Genomic DNA, 17,046 nt, shown 5'->3' on the forward strand with positions numbered 1-17,046 from the left:
CCCTAGACCTGGGCTCCCAGCTTGAAGCCCTCCGCCGTATCTGAAGCGCCCTCGGGACGGGTGTAGGAGAACCCGTCGGCGCCGACTGTGACGGCCATTTCGGACTTGTCTTCGCGCTCGATGATGGGCTGCGGGTTGCCGTCGAGGTCCAGGACCAGGGAGGCCTCGGTGTACCAGGACGGGACCACGGGGTTGCCCCACCAGTCGCGGCGCTGGTTGTCGTGGACGTCCCAGGTGACGGTGGGGTTGTCGGGATCGCCGGTGTAGTAGTCCTGCGTGTAGATCTCCACGCGGTGGCCGTCCGGGTCAAGGATGTAGAGGTAGAACGCGTTGGACACACCGTGGCGTCCGGGACCGCGTTCGATCCGGTCCGAGATGCGCAGGGCGCCCATCTTGTCGCAGATCTGGATGATGTTGTGCTTCTCGTGCGTGGAGAACGCGATGTGGTGCAGGCGGGGTCCGTTGCCGCCGGTCAGGGCGGTATCGTGCACGGTCTGCTTGCGGTGCATCCACGCGGCGTAAGTGACGCCGTCGGAATCCTTGATGTCCTCGGAAACGCGGAAGCCGAGGTCCTCCAGGTACTTGCGGCCGCGGGGAACGTCCGGGGTTACCTGGTTGAAGTGGTCCAGGCGGACCAGTTCCCCGGCGGAGTAGAGGTCGTAGCGCTGGGTGAGGCGTTCGACGTGCTCGACGTCGTAGAAGAACTCGTACGGGAAGCCCAGCGGATCCTCGACGCGGACGGAGTCGCCCACGCCTTTTGTGAAGCCCTCCTTGCGGCGCTCAACGCGGCAACCCAGCTCGCGGTAGTAGGCCTCGGCGGCGTCGACCTCGGCCGGGGACTTCACACGGTAGGCGAAGGCAGCAGCTGCGGCGACCGGGCCCTTGCGGAGGACCAGGTTGTGGTGGATGAACTCCTCGAAGGAGCGCAGGTAGATGGTGTTCTCGTCCTCTTCGGTGACGTGCAGGCCCAGCAGGTCCACGTAGAACGCGCGGGACTTCTCCAGGTCCGTGACTACGAGTTCCAGGTACGCGCAGCGGACGATATCCGGAGCCGGGACTGTGGGAGTGGGGATGGGGCCGGTGAATGGGTTGCTCATGGGATTCTCTCTTCGTTGAAAGGGGTCATTTGGATGGATTTTTTGTACAGGTACGGCCCTTTAGAACGGGTTTTAGGGGCGTTATCTGTACAAAAACTCCGAGTTTAGGCGCCGAACTTGGGTGTGTGAACAGCGCCGAGTGTGATGTGCACGGCCTGCTGGTCGGTGTAGAAGTCGATGGAACGGTAGCCGCCCTCGTGGCCTAGGCCGGAAGCTTTGACGCCGCCGAACGGGGTGCGGAGGTCGCGGACGTTGTGGCTGTTGAGCCAGACCATCCCGGCTTCGACGTTCTGGGAGAAGTTGTGGGCCCGGGTCAGGTTCTGGGTCCAGATGTAGGCCGCCAGGCCGTACTTGGTGTTATTCGCCAAGGCGAGGGCTTCGTCGTCGTTCTCGAAGGGCGTGATGGCCACGACGGGACCGAAGATTTCCTCCTGGAAGATCCGCGCGTCAGGCGCGACGTCGGCAAACACCGTGGGTGCGATGTAGTTGCCTTCAGGCAGGTGGTCGGGCCTGCCGCCACCGGCCAGGAGCCGGCCTTCGGACTTGCCGATCTCCACGTACGATGCCACCTTGTCGTAGTGCTCCGGGTGGACGAGTGCGCCGACCTGGGTCTTGGGGTCGTGGGGATCGCCCACCACGATGTTCTTGGCCCGGGCTGCGTACTTTTCGCAGAATTCGTCGTAGATGGCGCGCTCAACCAGGATGCGGGAGCCTGCGGTGCAGCGTTCGCCGTTGAGGGAGAACACCCCGAACAGTGCCGAGTCGATCGCAGCGTCCAGGTCGGCGTCGGCGAACACGACGCACGGGGACTTGCCGCCGAGTTCCATGGACAGGCCTTTGAGGTTGGCTGCAGCGTTGCGGAAGATCGTCTGGCCCGTGGTGGTCTCGCCGGTGAAGGAGATCAGCGGCACGTCCGGGTGCTTCACCAGTGCATCGCCGGCTTCTTCACCCAGGCCGTTGACCAGGTTGAACACACCATCAGGCAGGCCGGCGTCCTTGAAAATCTGCGCCCACAGCGACGCAGAGAGCGGCGTGAACTCGGCAGGCTTGAGGACCACGGTGTTGCCCGTTGCCAAAGCCGGGGCGAGCTTCCAGGACTCCAGCATGAAGGGCGTGTTCCACGGCGTGATGAGGCCTGCGACGCCGATCGGCTTGCGGTTCACGTAGTTGATCTGCGAGCCCGGAACCTTCATGGCGTCGTCGAACTGGGCCACGATCAGGTCCGCGAAGAAGCGGAAGTTCTCGGCAGCCCGGAGCGCTTGGCCCTTTGCCTGTGTGATCGGCAGGCCGGTATCGAACGTCTCCAGCTCGGCGAGGCGTGCTTCCTGCGCTTCAACGGCGTCGGCGATCTTGTTCAGGACACGGGCACGTTCGCGCGGCTTCATCTTCGGCCACGGGCCGTTCTTGAAGGCTTCGCGGGCGGCGGCCACAGCGAGGTCGATGTCTTCCTTCTGGCCGGCAGCAGCGGTGGCGTAATTGCCGTTGGAGACCGGATCCAGGACGTCGAAGGTCTTACCGGACACGGAGTCAACGAACTCGCCGTTGATGAAGTGCTGGATATGGGTGGGCAGGTTTTCGGGAATGTAATGCTTGTTGGTTTCTACCGAGGTCGTCATCGTTGTCTTCCTTTTCTTCCAACGCGGGGTCACTTATGGCCCATTCGAGGTGGGTTTATGGGCCATAAGTGACCCCGGGTTGCTTTTAGGTGGTGGTGGAGAGGTATGCGTCGAGGGTGGCGGCGCGGTGCTGGCGGGCTGCTTTTTCGATGGTGTCCGCGTCTGCTCCGGACTCGATGAGCTGCAGCAGTGCTTCGTGTTCGCGGACTGATTCCTGGGCGCGGCCGGGGACGAACCGGAACGTGGAGGACCTCAACGAGGCCAACCGGTTCCAGCCCCGGTGGACCAGGTCGAGGATGTGCGGGTTCGGGCAGTGTTCAAAGAGGACACTGTGGAAGTCCTGGTTCAAAGCCGTGAAGCGGACGGGATCGAAGTGTTCCAGGCACTCACGCATCTCTTCGTTCACAGCACGTGCCCGGGCAATCGCAACCGAATCGATCAGCGGAGCCGACAATGCCGTGGCGGCACCTTCCACGATGCTCAAGGTCTGCATCGTGTAGAGGTATTCGGTGGGATCGATCCCGGAGACCGTGGCTCCCACGTTCCGTTCGAACTTCACCAATCCTTCGGCCTCCAACCGGCGGATCGCCTCCCGGACCGGGACCACGCTGAAGCCCAGGTCTTCGGCGATCTTTGCGAGCACCAGCCGGTAACCCGGCGTGTAGGTCCCCTCGACGATCCGCGCTTTGACGGCGGTATAGGCCTGCTGGGACTTGCTTTGGGCAGCACTTTCGACGGCGGTTTCAGTCACTGTGGGCTCCTTCCGCGGCATGCCGGTGGGCTGACCATTCCTGGTAGCGGGCCTGCCATTCGGCGTTCATCGGATACAGCCCATCAACGCTGTTGCCTTCCTGGACCATCTGGAAGATGAACGTCTCTTCCTTTTCCTGCTGGATGCAGTCGTCCACGAGTTCCTCGGCGATGGCCGGCGGGATCACCAGGATTCCGTCCGAGTCGGCCACGATGATGTCACCGGGCTGGACGGTGGCTCCCCCGCAGGCGATGGTGATATCTGTGTCCCACGGGATGTGCCGGCGTCCGAGGACTGCCGGGTGCGGATTGGCGAAGTACGTGGGCATCTTCAGGTCAGCGACTGCCGAGTAGTCGCGGACGCCGCCGTCGGTAATGATTGCAGCGGCCCCGCGGACCTGGGCACGCAGCGCCAGGATGTCCCCGACTGTGCCGGTGCCTTTCTCGCCGCGGGCTTCCATCACCAGGATTTCGCCTTCGTTCACGGAGTCGATCGCGCGCTTCTGGGCGTTGAAGCCGCCGCCGTGGGTCTTGAAGAGGTCCTCGCGGTTGGGCACGTAGCGCAGGGTCCGGGCCAGGCCCACCACTTTGCGGTCGGGTCGGGTGGCCTGCAGTCCGTCAATGCTCACGTTGTTGAGTCCGCGCTTGCGCAGCTGGGACGAAAGGGTGGCGGTGGCAACAGACTCGAGTTTTGATTTCAGTTCCGGTGTCAGCACACTCGCGGCAGCCGCCGGTTCCGAAGCCTGAAGTCCGGCGGCTTCGCGCGATCCGTACGCCTCTTCCCGCTGCATGTCATCAGCCTTGGGCCGGGCACCAAAGTCCGCCAACGGCGTCGTACCTTCCGTGACTCTGGTGGTCAGGCGGCCGCTGCTGAACCCACCGCCGGTGACCTCAATTTCGACGACGTCACCGGGCTTGGCAACGGAGGCGCCGGCGGGGGTGCCGGTGAGGATGATGTCGCCCTCTTCGAGCGTGAGCAGCTGGGAAAGGTCCGCGACGAGCTGCCCGAACGGGAAGAGCAGGTCCTCGGTGGTGTCGTCCTGGACCAACTCGCCGTTGTGCCAGGTGCGGATGGTTAGGGCAGCGGGATCAACGGCGTCGGCAGGGATCAGCGCCGGGCCAACGGGGGTAAATCCGTCGCCGCCCTTGGACCGGACATTGGAGCCCTTGTCCGCGTAGCGGAGGTCGTAAACGCCGAGGTCGTTGGACGCGGTCACCCACTCGACGTGGCTCCATGCATCCTCAAGGCCGACACGACGGGCGGACTTGCCGATGATAAGCGCGATCTCGCCCTCGTAGCCCAGCAATTCACAACCTGCCGGACGTTCAACAATGCCGGGGGCCTCAGCCGAACCGAGCGCCAAGGACGAGGAAGGCTTCAGGAAGTACGACGGCTGCTGCGGGGTACGTCCACGCTGCGCGGCACGGCTGGGGTAATTGATGTGGACCGCAATGACCTTGCGCGTCCGGGCCAGCATGTCCTGGCTGACTTCCTCGGTCCGGAACTCCAGTGTCACGGCGCCTCCTCCTGATAATTATCTGATCGCCCCAGTTATCGAGTACGAAATCGTATACGAAAACTATGACGCGTTAATGTGATGCCCGTCAACCCCCTCCATGAGGCTGAGTCCCGCGGGAGGGGGAACACTGCGGGGAGAAGGATGCGGCGAAGCCCTGGCGTGAGAACTGATGAACACTACAAAGTGTCGTCGGCCTCCCGTAGGGTACCCGCATGGACATCATCCTCGTACCGGGTTTTTGGTTGGACGCATCGTCGTGGGATGGGGTGACGCCGGCCCTGGTGGAAGCAGGGCATCGGGTCCATCCGCTCACTTTGCCAGGCTTGGAATCGGCGGACGCACCCCGGGCGGGCATCGGCCTTCGAACACACATCGATGCCGTCGTGGACAAGGTGGATTCGCTGGACGGGAAAGTGGTCCTGGTGGGTCACTCGGGCGGGGGCGCCATTATTCATGGCGTGGCTGACGCCCGTCCGGACCGCATAGCCCGGGCCATCTATGTGGACAGCGGGCCGCTGGGTGAGGGCGGGGTCATCAATGATGAACTACCGGACGACGGCGACGGGATACCCCTCCCGCCGTGGGAAGCATTTGAAGATGAGGATCTCGTGGACCTCACCGACGAGCTGAAAGCAGTCTTCCGCGCCCGGGCGATTCCCGAACCCAAGGGCGTCGCCTTCGACCAGCAACACCTCACGAACACTGCCCGCTACGACGTCCCCGCAACGATCATCGCGTGCGAGTTTCCATCGTCACTGCTCAAGGAGTGGATGGACGCCGGGCATCCGTTCACGGCCGAACTAGCCCGGATCCGGGACGTTGACTACGTGGATCTGCCCACGGGGCACTGGCCCCAGTTCACCAAACCCGGCGAACTGGGCCAGGCCATCCTGACGGCCGTCAACCACAGCGGTTAACGGACTGCAGCTACTAGTGGCGGGGTGGCGTGTTGGTTGCCGGGCCTTCCGGCGCCGCGCCGCCCTCATCGGTCCAGTCCGTACCCGTGGTGTCGTCGAGGGCGGGATCGGACACGACGTCCGAGGCTACGGCAGGAGCAGGAGCCGCCACGGGAACTGTGGCCGCCTTGGTCTCCTCGCCGCCAGTGGAGTCCGCCCGATCACCGGACGTGGATGAGTTGTGTCCAGGGAACATGGTTTCCGCCTTCTCCATTAGCTTCTTGCCGGCTTCATACAGATTTTCCAGAATGTCCGGAACGGTCTCCTGGACTGTCTCTGCAGCCTGATGGACGTTCTCCTGGACCTCTGGGTTCTTCAGGACTTTCTCGGTGCCTCCGCGGACCCGCCGGTACACTTCCGGCCAGGACTTTGACCCCCACACGTAGCCAACAGCCACGCCGACGGCGAACAATGCTTTACCTTTCACGGCACTCACTCCTTCAGAGGTGTTCTTATTCGACCCTAGTCCCGCTCCACGCGCCCTGTCACCTGCCAATAGTCCGCCCCCCAATGACCGGGCCATGTAATGGCCTGCACTCAGCTGGTTCCATCGCCTTGGTGAAAAGCAAAGATTGGTCCATGCGAATTGTCATTTACTGGAACAAAGGGATCGAGGGGCGCCTCGATATTCCGGGAGTGACGCAAGGGCATTGCCGGCAAGCACCGGGAAAAGCAGGACTTTACCGGGTGGCGAAGAGCTGGATTGCGCACCTTCCACAGCCGGAGAACGCAACCACGCCGGGAACCCCACCGGGACTGCCCCGCATGGCTGGTCAAAGCACCATTCGCAGCACTTCCGGCTTCCCGGCCATGACAAGTAGATAGTCAGGTTACTTGCTACTTGTGCCGCGAGCGGCTAGCGTTGCATATGTAGTACCAAGTCCGACCCATTGGCAGGAGTGCTTTATTGGCTGGATATAACAAATACATCGGAGTCGAATGAGCAATTCCTCTCCTTACATTCCATAGGGCCTCCGGGGCCCCATTGCGATGCCCGCACCGCAGCATCGGCCCCCGGTGAACTTACTCGCTTAATCGCGTCCGTGGAATTTCCATCGACATGAAAGTAGGAACAAAAATGGGTTTCTTTGGTTTTCTTCTGCTCGGCCTTTTGGCCGGCGCTATCGCTAAACTTATTCTCCCCGGCCGCCAGGGTGGTGGCTGGTTCATCACCCTCATCCTTGGCGTCGTCGGCGCCCTCCTGGGTGGTTGGATCGGTGGCCTGATCTTCAACACGGGCCTGCAGGAATTCTTCTCCCTGACAACCTGGCTCCTGGCCATCGGCGGCTCGATCATCGTGCTGCTGATCTACGGCCTCGTTACCAACCGCAGGGCTACCCATGGCTAATAACCAGAACCGCGATGCCAACGGTGAAGAACTCGACGGGCAGTACACCGAGGGGGATTACGGAGACGCAGGAGCGTCGCCGGAAACCCTGAAGGAAGATGCCGGCGGAGACTACACCGAGGGTGACTACGCCGAGTCGACTGTGCCTTCAGCAGATGCCGAACTCGACGCCAAGAACACGGAAGACACCCCGGCTGACCGGCCGTTCTCGTCCGAACCGGATGAAGAAGCAGGCTCAGGCCGGCCGTAGTGGCTCCCGCCTCGTGAATAACTGAATCAACGCAAGAACCCGGAGGACTGCATTGCAGCCTCCGGGTTCTTGCGTTGGCGAAAGGCGCTGATATTTTCAGGCATGGATTGTCGGGGCATGTGCGGACAGGGCCGCGTAGCGTCGTTCCCAAGGAATGGAGGCAACTGTGCAGGAGTGGAACCGGGCCATGGCCATCATCGAGCAGGATCTGGCCGCGACCGCGGAGGTCAGCGAGCTGGCCAAGGCCGCACTGACCTCCGAATACCACTTCAGGAGGATGTTCTCCTCACTGGCAGGGATACCCATCTCCGAGTACATCCGACGACGCCGCCTCACCGCAGCGACGGCGGAAATCCTGGAAGGCGCAACCGTGCTGGAAGTTGCCGTCCGCTACGGATACGGGTCGGCCGAGGCGTTCACGCGGGCCTTCAAGGCAATGCATGGGCTGACACCCTCAGAGGCCCGGCGTCCCGGAGCGGTACTCCATTCCCAACCTCAACTGAGGTTCCATCTCCGCGTTGAAGGGAATACCGATATGAAACACCGCATAGTGGATAAGGGAGCTTTCCACTTGATTGGCTTGAAGGCCCGCGTACCGCTCGTACACTCGGGGCCCAACCAGGCGATCATCGACTTCCAGCGAAGCCTGGACCCTGCGCTGACGGCCAGGTTGCTTGAGTTGGCTGACACGGACCCCTCAGGTCCACTGTCTGTCACCGACAACATCCATGAGCAGCGGACCGAAGGAAGCGAGCTGGACTACTGGCATGCTGTGGCCTCCACCAAGGCAGCTCCGGAAGGCCTTGATTCCTTGAGGGTCCCCGCCGGACAGTGGGTAGTCTTCGAAACCGAAGGAAAGTTCCCCGAGGTTCTTCAGAGCATGTGGGCGGACGCCGCCACTGAGTGGTTCCCGGCCAACCCGTACCGATGGGCGCCGGGACCCGAAATGCTCAGTGTCCAGGTGGAGGCAGGCGGAACACACGGCCGTGGCCAACTGTGGATTCCCGTGGAAAGGGATACCGCAGGTTCTGCCCCGGCCTAGAGCCCCTTGCCTCCCGTCACGGGCAGTACTGCACCGGAAATGTAGGATCCCTCGTCGGAGGCAAGCAGGACGTATGCAGGAGCCAGCTCCGCGGGTTGTCCGGCACGGCCCAAGGGCGTGTCCTGACCAAATGAGGGCAACTTGTCCGGCCACTCGGTGGCGGGGATCAACGGAGTCCAAATGGGACCGGGCGCCACAGCGTTGACGCGGATTCCCTTGGGTCCGAGTTCCTCGGCCATGGCCTTGGTAAAGGCCACCTGGGCAGCCTTGGTCATGGCGTAATCCACCAGTTGCGCCGAGGGATTGAAAGCTTGGATGGATGCGGTCACGATGATCGACGCTCCGGGGCGGAGGTGGGGAATGGCCGCTTGTGCCGTCCAGATGAGGGAGTACAGGTTGGTCTTGAAGACGCGGTCGAACTCCTCAGTGGGGATCGTTTCCAGGCCCTCCCTGTTCTTTTGGTAGGCCGCGTTCAGCACTACGACGTTGAGGCCGCCGAGCTCCTGAACAGTGCGTTCCACGATGTCGGCGGCAAAGCCTTCGTCCCGCGCGTCGCCGGGCAGCAGGAGGACCCGGGCACCGCACTCGCGGATCCATTCCGCCGTCGATTGCGCGTCTTCTTCCTCTTCCGGGAGGTAGCTGATGGCTACATCGGCACCTTCCCGGGCGTAGGCGATGGCCACTGCGGCACCGATACCGGAGTCCCCACCGGTTATGAGCGCCGTTTTGCCCTGCAGCCGGCCGTGCCCAACGTAGCTTTTTTCGCCGTGGTCGGGCTGCGGGTCAAGGGGCTTGGTCAGGCCTGGCTGTTGCTGCTCCTGGCGGGGAAATTCATCCCCGTAATAGCCGCTCCGGGGATCCGAGGGCGCGGAGGCGAGGCGATGACCGCCTGCTTCCGGGTCGTTATTCCGGTGTGGATCGTCGTGAGTCATGATTCTGCCCCTCTCAGGTAGCCTGCTCGCAGGATTCACCGAACCGGTGTTCCATCGCACGGTGTTCCATCGCACGGTTTGGCTCATCGCACGGTTTGTTGGACCTGTACCCACCACCCGGGCCCCTAAAACCGTGCTCGGCTCCCTTGGCAGGACCCACCGGAAATCGCTAGGTCCGGAGGGACTTGGCCTTGACCATCAGGAAGAGCCCGTAGGCAATCAGCCCGACGGCGACGGCGGCCAGCAAGTACGGCCCATATGGCTGCTCCCGCAGCGCCTTCAGGCTTCCATCCAGGCCGGTTGATTGCTCCGGTTGGGCACGTATTGCGGCGATGACCACCAGCAGGCCGACCAGGAACAGGGCAATGCCTTTCGCTATGTAGCCCACCACGCCCACGCCGACCTGGAACTTGCGGACGGCCTCCTCCGAGGACAACGAGATGTCCCGTTTGAACGTTTGCCGGAAGCCGCGCACGGCGAACACGATGCCCGTGATGGCGATGCCTGCACCGATCGCGACCAGCAGGAACACCCCGAAGGGAGCACTCAGGAGGGTGAGGGTGAAATCGCTGCTTGACTCGCGGCTGTTTTTGCCCTGGCCCATGATGAACGAGACGATCGTCGCCGCCAAGGCCGCGAACACGAGCGCCTGGCCTGCGGCGGACAGTCTTTTGGTGAGTTTCTTGCTGGAGGTCCGCTCCCCAAGGATGGCGTTACCCAGTTGCCACAACGCCAGCGCCGCGCAGGCACCGAAGCAGGCCCAGAGGAGCACCGGACCCACAGGTTGGCTGGCCAGCGAGGCCACCGCTCCTGACACATCGGCTTCGCCACCCCGCCCGAACGCCAGCTGGAGGGCGATGACTCCGATGAGGACGTGCAGCAGCCCGCTGACGGCGTAGCCGGCACGCGCAACGATCTCGAAGGTCCGCGAGTTTGAGGCCTCTTCGGCCGCATCGGCAGCCTTCCTCATCTCCTCTTTAATGACAAGCCTCCTTAGTTTCCGATGGACACCATCGTCCCACCCGTACCCCGTGAATGCCACGGCATTAACGACGACGGGCAGGCACCTGGGTGCCTGCCCGTAGAAAAACCAAAAAGATCCTAGAACCCGACGACCGACTGGGGCCAGATACTCCGCAGCCCCGCACCAAGAGGGTTGAACTGCTCGCGGACTGTCACGACTGCTCGGCCCTGGACCGGGGAATCCGCCGGCTGATGGTTGGCCTCCGCAGTAAAGGGACGTACGTCCGGGGCGGTGTTGGCCTCGCCGGCACCATTGGTCGGGGCGGTGATTTGAGCAGTCATTTCGGTCGCCTTCCTGGAAGTTCCCATCAGCTCCAATAGCTGATGGTTCAACCATCGGGCAGTGTCCTCAAGAACGACGCCGGGTCATCTCAAGATTTGCTCAAGGTTTGGGACCGGCCACCTGCTGTGCCATTAACTGCTCGATGTCCGCGAAGCTCATCCCGGATGCGATCGCCAGGTCCGGCAGGCCTGCTCCTGCCGTCACTGCGCTTCGCATGGCCTGGGCCAAGGACTCCTCGGCCTCATCCATTTCCCACTGGAGACCCTCCACTCGGGCGGCCGCCGTCCACACCAGGTCAAGAAGCCCGGTTCTTTTCGACGGCGTGGAAACAGGGGCTTCCTTCAAGATTTCCGGAAGAGTCGCGTCCTTCGTCCCGGTCATAACCACTGCAGTCATTTGGTACCCCTCCCGTGAAAATGTGTCTCGATAAACTAGTTATATGGCAAACTAACTACATGCGCCAGCGCCTCGCATGGGCAGTGACCCAGATCACACGATTTCGAGCGTGAGGAATTCCCTGGCACGCACGTCTTATTCATGACGGCGCACAACAAGCGCCGCACAACAGACAAGGAGCCATCGCCATGACGATCCAAACGCACACCCCCGCTGACGTTCCGGCCAAGAACACCAAAAACAGCTCTGTATCGACTGTGGACTCTCCGGAAAGGGACAAGGGCAAGGACGGCCGAGGCGCAACCACGGTCGCGGACGGCGTAGTCGCCAAGATTGCCGGCATCGCCATCCAGGAAATCCCTGGCGTACACGCCCTGGGCGGCGGCGCAGCCCGCGCCATCGGCAACCTGCGGGAGAAGGTCGGCCAGAAGGACCTCACCCAGGGCGTCAACGTGGAAGTGGGCCAAACCCAGGTAGCCGTCGACGTGACGCTGGTAGTCGAATACCCCCACCCGCTCCAGGAAGTTGCGGACAACGCCCGCAATGCCGTCTACACCGCGATCGAGGACCTCGTGGGCATGGAAGTCACCGAGGTCAACGTCACCATCACGGACATCCACGTTCCGTCGGAAGACGCGGACGCTGACGACATCGAGCGTGAGCCGAGGGTCGCATGAGTCCCACCATCGCCGGCCTGGCAATAGGAGCAGTGCTCGCTCTGGCAGGCCTGGCCTTCGGATTCTGGGGTCTCCTGCTCACGGCACTGTTCATGGGGGTCGGCGCGGTGCTGGGCCGTTCCGCCGAGGGAAAGCTTGACCTTCGCGGGGTGCTTGATGCCCTGCGGGGCAAGCGCTCCTCCTCATGAACCGGGCGCCAACCGGCCCTCGGCCTGGCATGGACGCCGGGGACCGGGCCGGGCACAACCGCCTCACCCACACCGCCATCCGCAAGACCGTGGAATCGGTTACCGCCAACGCGTTCCGAGTGGCCACGGGCAACGTGTCAGCAACGCTGGACGACGACGCCGGGAAGCTCGGCGTCAGTGTGTCCGTCAAGCTGGCCCTCCCCCAGCTCCTGAAGCCACGGAACGGTGGGGACACGGTATTCGAACAGGCCCAATCCGCCCGGGAGCAGATCGTGGCGCGGGGGCGGGAAATCACTGGCCTGGACATAGGCCGGGTAGACATCCGCCTCACCGGCGGGAAGGCCGAACAGCCCAGGGAAAGGAGAGTGGAATGAGCAGTGGAATCAGCAAGGACACGGCAAGCCGCCGTCTGATCAGACGCGAAACCCACTCCTCGAGGGCGGTCCCGTCAATCGTGGCCGCGTCCCTCCTGATAGCCGTCTTCCTCTGGCTGGCACTGGAATCAGTGTTGTGGCTGCTCAAGGACCAGCCGGTGCTCGCCAGCCCGGCCCAGATGCTCCGGTGGCTGATTGAGCTTCCGGCCAACACCACACAGGCAGGCATGGTGGCGGCCGGAGCCGGACTGGGAATCGTGGCACTGCTGCTCCTTGGACTTGCCCTCGGCAGCGGCCGCAGGCAACGCCGGGCCCTCGGCAGCGCACGCGCCGCCGTCGTAGTGGACCACGAAGTCATCGCGGCGGCGGTTTCCAAGGCGGCCCGACGTGCCGCAGGCCTGGCCCCGGGCCAGGTGACCACCACCGTCGGCGGACGTTCCGTACGCGTCCAGGTGCGTCCGACGTCGGGCGAACCACTCGCGGTGGAAGACATCCAGGCAGCGGTCGACGGCGAACTGGCCGCCTATGCGTTGGACCGCCCCGTCAGGTCCAGCGTCCACATTCTGAACGAAGGAGCGGTAGGGCAATGAGAAACACGAACCGGGCCCTTAACCGGATCCTGCTCACCATCCTGGGGATCATCCTGCTGGGCGCCGGCGCCGCACTCATCGCGGCCGGCACCCTTCCCGGGGCCGCAGGTTTCTGGGAAACAAACCTCCCCTCTGTTCGGGAGCACGTGCGCAACCTGGCGGGCACCGCCCCCTTGCCGGACCCGGTTCGGAGCTGGTGGCTGGCGCTGGGAATTGCCGTGCTGCTGGCCGGTGCGGTCCTTGGCGCAGCGTGGCTGGCGTCGCAGGGTGGCGGAAAGACACCCCGCCTGGCCGAACGCTCAGAGGGCAACGCAGGCCGGACGGTCGTGGACGCGGGGCTGGTTTCCGCAGCCATCAAAGAAGCCCTCAACGGAAACCCCGACGTGCTGGCGACCTCCGTCTCAGCGTGGGAATCACGCCGCGGAACGGCTCTGCGGCTGCGGCTCGAAGCCCGCAAAGGAGCATCCCCCCGGGATATTGGCGACACGGTGGAACAACTGCTCCAGGAAATTGATGCCTGGCTGGGACATCCAATGCCCGTCCTGGTGCGAATCACCAGCGGCACCCGGACACAAGTGTCCTCATCACGGCGCGCCCGGTGACAGTCAGCCCAAAGTACTCCGCCTAAACAAACTGCACGGCAACTCAGGGCCGCGCACCGAAAAGAAAAGGGAACACCATGGGAATCAACGACAAGATCAACAATGCCGCCACCGAGCACCTTGGCGCCGCCAAGGAGGGCGCCGGTAAGCTCACCGGCGATTCCACCCTCAAGCGGGAAGGCCAGCAGGATCAGGCCCAGGCCAAGCTCCAGCAAGCCGGCGAGAAGGTCAAGGACGCTGCTGCCGACATCACCGGGAACATCAAGGACGCTGCCCGGAAGCTCAAGGAAGGCTTCACCGACAAGTAGGACGGGAGCAGGGACGGTTCCGCTTCATGGCGGGACCGTCCCTGCCCATCCGAGGATCAGCCGGACTCACACCACTTGAAAGGCAGAAACGTGACTGGTTCACCTGCGGTTTCGCCCACCGCACAGCAGCAGCTGGACCTCGTGCCGGACGCGTTGCTCGCAGGCAGGGCAGCAGATGGTGATACTGCCGCTTTCGAAGCACTCGCCCGCCGCCATGGTCCATTGATGCGGGCCACTGCACGACGACTCACGGGCACTTTGGCTGACGCGGACGACGTCGTCCAGGAAAGCCTGATGCAGGCCTGGAAACAGCTGGACCAACTCCGTGATCCTGCAGCTGTGAAGAGCTGGCTGCTCCGCATTGTGGGCACGCGCAGCATCGACCACCTGCGAAAACGGCGCAACCACCTGGCCCTGGACGATCTCGAAAATCACGTCGATGCCCCGTCCGGCCAACGGACCCCGGACCCGGAAAGCACCGCCGTCAATGCCTCCCGGGTGGATGCGTTGAAGTCGGCGCTCGCCCGGCTTCCCGAGGAGCAGCGGCGCTGTTGGGTACTCAAGGAATTCAATGACCTGAGCTATGAGGAGATTGCGCTGACCTTGAATATCAGCCCCGCCAGCGTCCGCGGCCGTCTGGCCCGGGCACGGATTGCCCTTGCACGCACAATGGAGGAGTGGCGATGAAAACCCCCGGCGATGCCTTGGAATGCGGACACAGTCTCGCGGAACTGAGTGCCTATTTGGACACGGGCGAGATTGCGGATCCGGCGCACTTGGACTCATGCCCTGAGTGCCAGGCCGGACTGGCCTCCCTGCGCCGGCTCTCGGAACTCGGAAACGAATTGCTGACAGCTGACGTAGCCGACGCCGGTTCGGGCAGTGACGACTGGATGCAGACCATCCTGGACAACCTGCGCCTGGAGCTGCGGCCCGGACGGAGCATCCCGCTGCGCGCGGCGGACCCGCAGGACACCCTTTGGGAAACCGAGGGCTCGGTGTCTGCCCTGATCCGTTCGGTGGCCGATTCCTTCCCGGGAACGGCCGCGGGTAAATGCAGGTTGCTCGGCGACATTACCGTGCCGGGAGCCGGCATCACTGTGGAGGTGGAGATCGCAGTGGTCTACGGACACGCCATGGAAGAGCGCGCGGCTGCACTGCGCAACGAACTCGCGAAGGTACTGGAGGTCCAGACCGAACTGAACATCCAAGCCATCAACATCACTGTCACCGATGTGCTGGAGCTCCCCGCGCCAGCCATGACCCCGAACACGGAGGACCAGCCATGACTGAGCACGTGGAAGCCAAGTCCCCCGCCTTGGCCGATGAACTGCTTGGCATCGTCCAGGCAGTAGACGGAGTTTCGGCGGTATACCCGGCCCAGCCGTTGTGGCAGTCGATTGCCGGGGCGGCCGTGGCGGCAGTAACCGGCGAACAGTTGCCGTTGATAAGCCTGACCGGGGAAGACGGCGTAGTGGCCGTCAAAGCCCGGATCGGCGTCGGAAACCTCCTGCCGGCTCCGCAGGTGGCGCGCGAAGTAGCCGCGGCGATCCGCAGGCACCTGGGCAACGTGCCCGCCGTCGTCGAGGTTTTGGTGGCCAAAATCGACGCCTGACCGCGGCTCAACGGGAGGACGGGCTGTCCGCGTCCTCGCTCTGTTCCTCCTCGGCTGCCTGCGCGTAGGAGGCCGTGACCCTGCGGTAGACCGGGGCCAGGAAAGCAAGCAGGGCAACGACGATCATGATCAGGCCCGCCACCAGGAACACCAAGGCAATGCCCCGGGAGGTTCCTTCCCCCAGAAGCGGCGCCAACTGCGCGGCACCTTCCGCGGAGCGGGCGTAGGGGATGATCCAGAACTGGGCAATCGGTGCGATCAGGAACGCAGTGATGGGGGCCGCTGCGGATTCGAAGGCCATGGCGAAACCAAAGACCCTTCCTTGCCGTGACAGGGGCACAACTTTCTGAATGACCGTCTGCTCAGCTGCTTCCACCACCGGAACCAGTGCCATGTAGAGCCAAATCCCGGCAATGTAGAGCCAAGCCCATTCGCGGATGGTGAAGACAGCTCCGACGAGCCCCATCACCGCCACTGCGATGAGGAGGGTCCGCAAAGGGTTGGAGCCGAGCCCGAACTTTCCGATCAGCGCCCCGCCCAGGATGAAGCCGGTGGCGCCGACCGCGAACACCGTGCCCCAGATCTCCACGGGGAACATCTCCAGGCCGTAAGGGTCCATCAATGCCATGTAGACCCCGCCGATGAAATTGTTGAAGGTGGAGAAAACAATCAGGGCGAACAACCCGGAGATGGCCATGACGGCTGCCCAGGAGCCGCGAAGATCGAACCCGCCGTGGGCGTCGGATGCTGCTGCCCGGACCTCCTCCGGCAGGCGCAACGTCAGCAGATGCGCGAAGGCCAGGGCTGTGAGCACCAAGGCCACCACCACGGTCCAGCCCATTCCCAGGAGTCCCACTGACAGTCCTGAAAGGACCGAGGTGACGATGAACATCAGTCCCTGGACCATGCCCACGAGTCCGTTGGCGTTGGCGCGCTTGTCCGGTTCGATCAGGATGGTGACCGTGGTGGACAGGGCGATGTTGCGCATGTTCTCCACCACCGCGCCGACAAGGATAATCAAGGTGAAGATCCAAAACCACGGTTGGGACAGGTCCAACAGCGCCTGTTCCGGCGTCAGCAGGAACATCACCCCGGACAGCACGAACATCACCAGCGTAAATCCGGCGGCGAAGCGCATCACCGCGAGCTTCCTGTAGCGGTCCACGAAGGTGCCGAAGCTAATGCTGGACAGCGCAATGAGCAGCATGTAGGCCCCGCCGATCACCCCCGTGGCAATCACATTGCGGGTCTCCAGGTACACCCAGAACGTCAGCGCAAACCACAGGTAGCTGGTGGTGATGTTGGCCAGGGCAGTGTTGACCAGGATCCCCGTGAAGGTCCGTGTTCTCTCCGCGGGCGTGCGTTCCGGAGGATTGACATTGCCAGTAGACCCGGCGGCGGCCGGTTCCTGCTCGGTCATGCGTCCCAGTAAACCACCGGGGCCAACCTCCCGGTAGTATCGGCAGGGAATTCAAAAGA

Annotated in this window: 23 protein-coding genes; 13 read left to right on the top strand and 10 right to left on the bottom strand. The window is 63.4% G+C overall.

Going from position 1 to position 17,046, the window contains the following annotated elements:
* Positions 1-2: 2 nt before the first annotated feature.
* From hpaD to ACNAOU_RS20845, 4 genes are all read right to left on the bottom strand, one after another.
* Positions 3-1,097 (bottom strand): 3,4-dihydroxyphenylacetate 2,3-dioxygenase, encoded by a 1,095-nt coding sequence (hpaD, locus tag ACNAOU_RS20830; protein ID WP_018779810.1) that lies wholly within the window; start codon positions 1,095-1,097, stop codon positions 3-5.
* A 104-nt stretch (positions 1,098-1,201) separates the two neighbouring features.
* The gene (gene hpaE / locus ACNAOU_RS20835) at positions 1,202-2,713 is read right to left on the bottom strand and encodes a 5-carboxymethyl-2-hydroxymuconate semialdehyde dehydrogenase (protein WP_422757662.1); all 1,512 of its coding nucleotides are present in this window, start codon (positions 2,711-2,713) and stop codon (positions 1,202-1,204) included.
* 85 nt (positions 2,714-2,798) lie between these two features.
* A complete protein-coding gene (locus tag ACNAOU_RS20840; protein ID WP_018779808.1) occupies positions 2,799-3,464 on the bottom strand; it encodes a GntR family transcriptional regulator in 666 nt (221 codons plus the stop codon).
* Positions 3,457-4,941, bottom strand: a complete 1,485-nt coding sequence (locus ACNAOU_RS20845; protein ID WP_422758699.1) for a fumarylacetoacetate hydrolase family protein — start codon at positions 4,939-4,941, stop codon at positions 3,457-3,459. The genes ACNAOU_RS20840 and ACNAOU_RS20845 overlap by 8 nt, the downstream gene beginning before the upstream one ends.
* A gap of 254 nt (positions 4,942-5,195) precedes the next feature.
* Between ACNAOU_RS20845 and ACNAOU_RS20850 the strand changes: the two genes are divergently transcribed.
* Positions 5,196-5,900 carry an alpha/beta fold hydrolase gene (locus ACNAOU_RS20850; protein WP_079582404.1) on the top strand — a complete coding sequence of 235 codons (705 nt, stop codon included), beginning with the start codon at positions 5,196-5,198 and terminating at the stop codon, positions 5,898-5,900.
* Between the two features lie 13 nt (positions 5,901-5,913).
* Here the strand turns inward: ACNAOU_RS20850 and ACNAOU_RS20855 are convergent, their stop codons facing one another.
* Positions 5,914-6,366 carry a hypothetical protein gene (locus tag ACNAOU_RS20855; RefSeq protein ID WP_018779805.1) on the bottom strand — a complete coding sequence of 151 codons (453 nt, stop codon included), beginning with the start codon at positions 6,364-6,366 and terminating at the stop codon, positions 5,914-5,916.
* Positions 6,367-7,017: 651 nt separating this feature from the next.
* Between ACNAOU_RS20855 and ACNAOU_RS20860 the strand changes: the two genes are divergently transcribed.
* The 3 genes from ACNAOU_RS20860 to ACNAOU_RS20870 all read left to right on the top strand — a co-directional run bounded on the left by ACNAOU_RS20860 (position 7,018) and on the right by ACNAOU_RS20870 (position 8,579).
* Positions 7,018-7,287: a GlsB/YeaQ/YmgE family stress response membrane protein gene (locus tag ACNAOU_RS20860; protein ID WP_018779804.1), complete on the top strand. Its 270-nt coding sequence runs from the start codon at positions 7,018-7,020 to the stop codon at positions 7,285-7,287.
* The gene (locus ACNAOU_RS20865) at positions 7,280-7,537 is read left to right on the top strand and encodes a hypothetical protein (RefSeq protein WP_064723438.1); all 258 of its coding nucleotides are present in this window, start codon (positions 7,280-7,282) and stop codon (positions 7,535-7,537) included. The genes ACNAOU_RS20860 and ACNAOU_RS20865 overlap by 8 nt, the downstream gene beginning before the upstream one ends.
* A gap of 166 nt (positions 7,538-7,703) precedes the next feature.
* Positions 7,704-8,579 (top strand): AraC family transcriptional regulator, encoded by an 876-nt coding sequence (locus ACNAOU_RS20870; RefSeq protein WP_064723437.1) that lies wholly within the window; start codon positions 7,704-7,706, stop codon positions 8,577-8,579.
* On the opposite strand, the gene ACNAOU_RS20875 is transcribed toward ACNAOU_RS20870, so the two are convergent.
* The 4 genes from ACNAOU_RS20875 to ACNAOU_RS20890 all read right to left on the bottom strand — a co-directional run bounded on the left by ACNAOU_RS20875 (position 8,576) and on the right by ACNAOU_RS20890 (position 11,213).
* Positions 8,576-9,511, bottom strand: coding sequence for an SDR family oxidoreductase (locus ACNAOU_RS20875; RefSeq protein WP_039243347.1), 936 nt, complete (start codon positions 9,509-9,511; stop codon positions 8,576-8,578). The genes ACNAOU_RS20870 and ACNAOU_RS20875 overlap by 4 nt on opposite strands.
* A 169-nt stretch (positions 9,512-9,680) precedes the next feature.
* Positions 9,681-10,481, bottom strand: a complete 801-nt coding sequence (locus tag ACNAOU_RS20880) for a DUF1206 domain-containing protein (RefSeq protein WP_018779800.1) — start codon at positions 10,479-10,481, stop codon at positions 9,681-9,683.
* Positions 10,482-10,612: 131 nt separating this feature from the next.
* Positions 10,613-10,816 carry a hypothetical protein gene (locus ACNAOU_RS20885; RefSeq protein WP_026267449.1) on the bottom strand — a complete coding sequence of 68 codons (204 nt, stop codon included), beginning with the start codon at positions 10,814-10,816 and terminating at the stop codon, positions 10,613-10,615.
* Between the two features lie 100 nt (positions 10,817-10,916).
* Positions 10,917-11,213: a hypothetical protein gene (locus ACNAOU_RS20890; protein WP_110506052.1), complete on the bottom strand. Its 297-nt coding sequence runs from the start codon at positions 11,211-11,213 to the stop codon at positions 10,917-10,919.
* A 188-nt stretch (positions 11,214-11,401) separates the two neighbouring features.
* Here ACNAOU_RS20890 and ACNAOU_RS20895 point away from each other — a divergent pair, with 188 nt between their 5' ends.
* The 9 genes from ACNAOU_RS20895 to ACNAOU_RS20935 all read left to right on the top strand — a co-directional run bounded on the left by ACNAOU_RS20895 (position 11,402) and on the right by ACNAOU_RS20935 (position 15,567).
* Positions 11,402-11,890, top strand: coding sequence for an Asp23/Gls24 family envelope stress response protein (locus ACNAOU_RS20895; protein WP_422757663.1), 489 nt, complete (start codon positions 11,402-11,404; stop codon positions 11,888-11,890).
* A complete protein-coding gene (locus tag ACNAOU_RS20900; RefSeq protein WP_018779796.1) occupies positions 11,887-12,078 on the top strand; it encodes a DUF2273 domain-containing protein in 192 nt (63 codons plus the stop codon). Before ACNAOU_RS20895 ends, ACNAOU_RS20900 begins: the two co-directional genes overlap by 4 nt.
* Positions 12,075-12,452, top strand: a complete 378-nt coding sequence (locus tag ACNAOU_RS20905) for a hypothetical protein (protein WP_064723433.1) — start codon at positions 12,075-12,077, stop codon at positions 12,450-12,452. Before ACNAOU_RS20900 ends, ACNAOU_RS20905 begins: the two co-directional genes overlap by 4 nt.
* Positions 12,449-13,042, top strand: coding sequence for a DUF6286 domain-containing protein (locus ACNAOU_RS20910; RefSeq protein ID WP_018779794.1), 594 nt, complete (start codon positions 12,449-12,451; stop codon positions 13,040-13,042). Before ACNAOU_RS20905 ends, ACNAOU_RS20910 begins: the two co-directional genes overlap by 4 nt.
* Positions 13,039-13,644, top strand: coding sequence for a hypothetical protein (locus ACNAOU_RS20915; protein WP_422757664.1), 606 nt, complete (start codon positions 13,039-13,041; stop codon positions 13,642-13,644). Before ACNAOU_RS20910 ends, ACNAOU_RS20915 begins: the two co-directional genes overlap by 4 nt.
* A gap of 77 nt (positions 13,645-13,721) precedes the next feature.
* Positions 13,722-13,952 (top strand): CsbD family protein, encoded by a 231-nt coding sequence (locus tag ACNAOU_RS20920; protein WP_422757665.1) that lies wholly within the window; start codon positions 13,722-13,724, stop codon positions 13,950-13,952.
* Positions 13,953-14,042: 90 nt separating this feature from the next.
* A complete protein-coding gene (locus ACNAOU_RS20925; RefSeq protein WP_018779791.1) occupies positions 14,043-14,639 on the top strand; it encodes an RNA polymerase sigma factor in 597 nt (198 codons plus the stop codon).
* Positions 14,636-15,241 (top strand): Asp23/Gls24 family envelope stress response protein, encoded by a 606-nt coding sequence (locus tag ACNAOU_RS20930; RefSeq protein WP_422758700.1) that lies wholly within the window; start codon positions 14,636-14,638, stop codon positions 15,239-15,241. The genes ACNAOU_RS20925 and ACNAOU_RS20930 overlap by 4 nt, the downstream gene beginning before the upstream one ends.
* Positions 15,238-15,567, top strand: a complete 330-nt coding sequence (locus ACNAOU_RS20935; RefSeq protein ID WP_416430185.1) for a hypothetical protein — start codon at positions 15,238-15,240, stop codon at positions 15,565-15,567. The genes ACNAOU_RS20930 and ACNAOU_RS20935 overlap by 4 nt, the downstream gene beginning before the upstream one ends.
* Positions 15,568-15,574: 7 nt before the next feature.
* On the opposite strand, the gene ACNAOU_RS20940 is transcribed toward ACNAOU_RS20935, so the two are convergent.
* On the bottom strand, positions 15,575-16,987 hold the full coding sequence (locus ACNAOU_RS20940) for an MFS transporter (protein ID WP_079582413.1): 1,413 nt from the start codon (positions 16,985-16,987) through the stop codon (positions 15,575-15,577).
* Positions 16,988-17,046: the final 59 nt, after the last annotated feature.

The organism is Paenarthrobacter sp. C1, from assembly GCF_049315185.1.
Lineage (GTDB): Bacteria > Actinomycetota > Actinomycetes > Actinomycetales > Micrococcaceae > Arthrobacter > Arthrobacter nicotinovorans.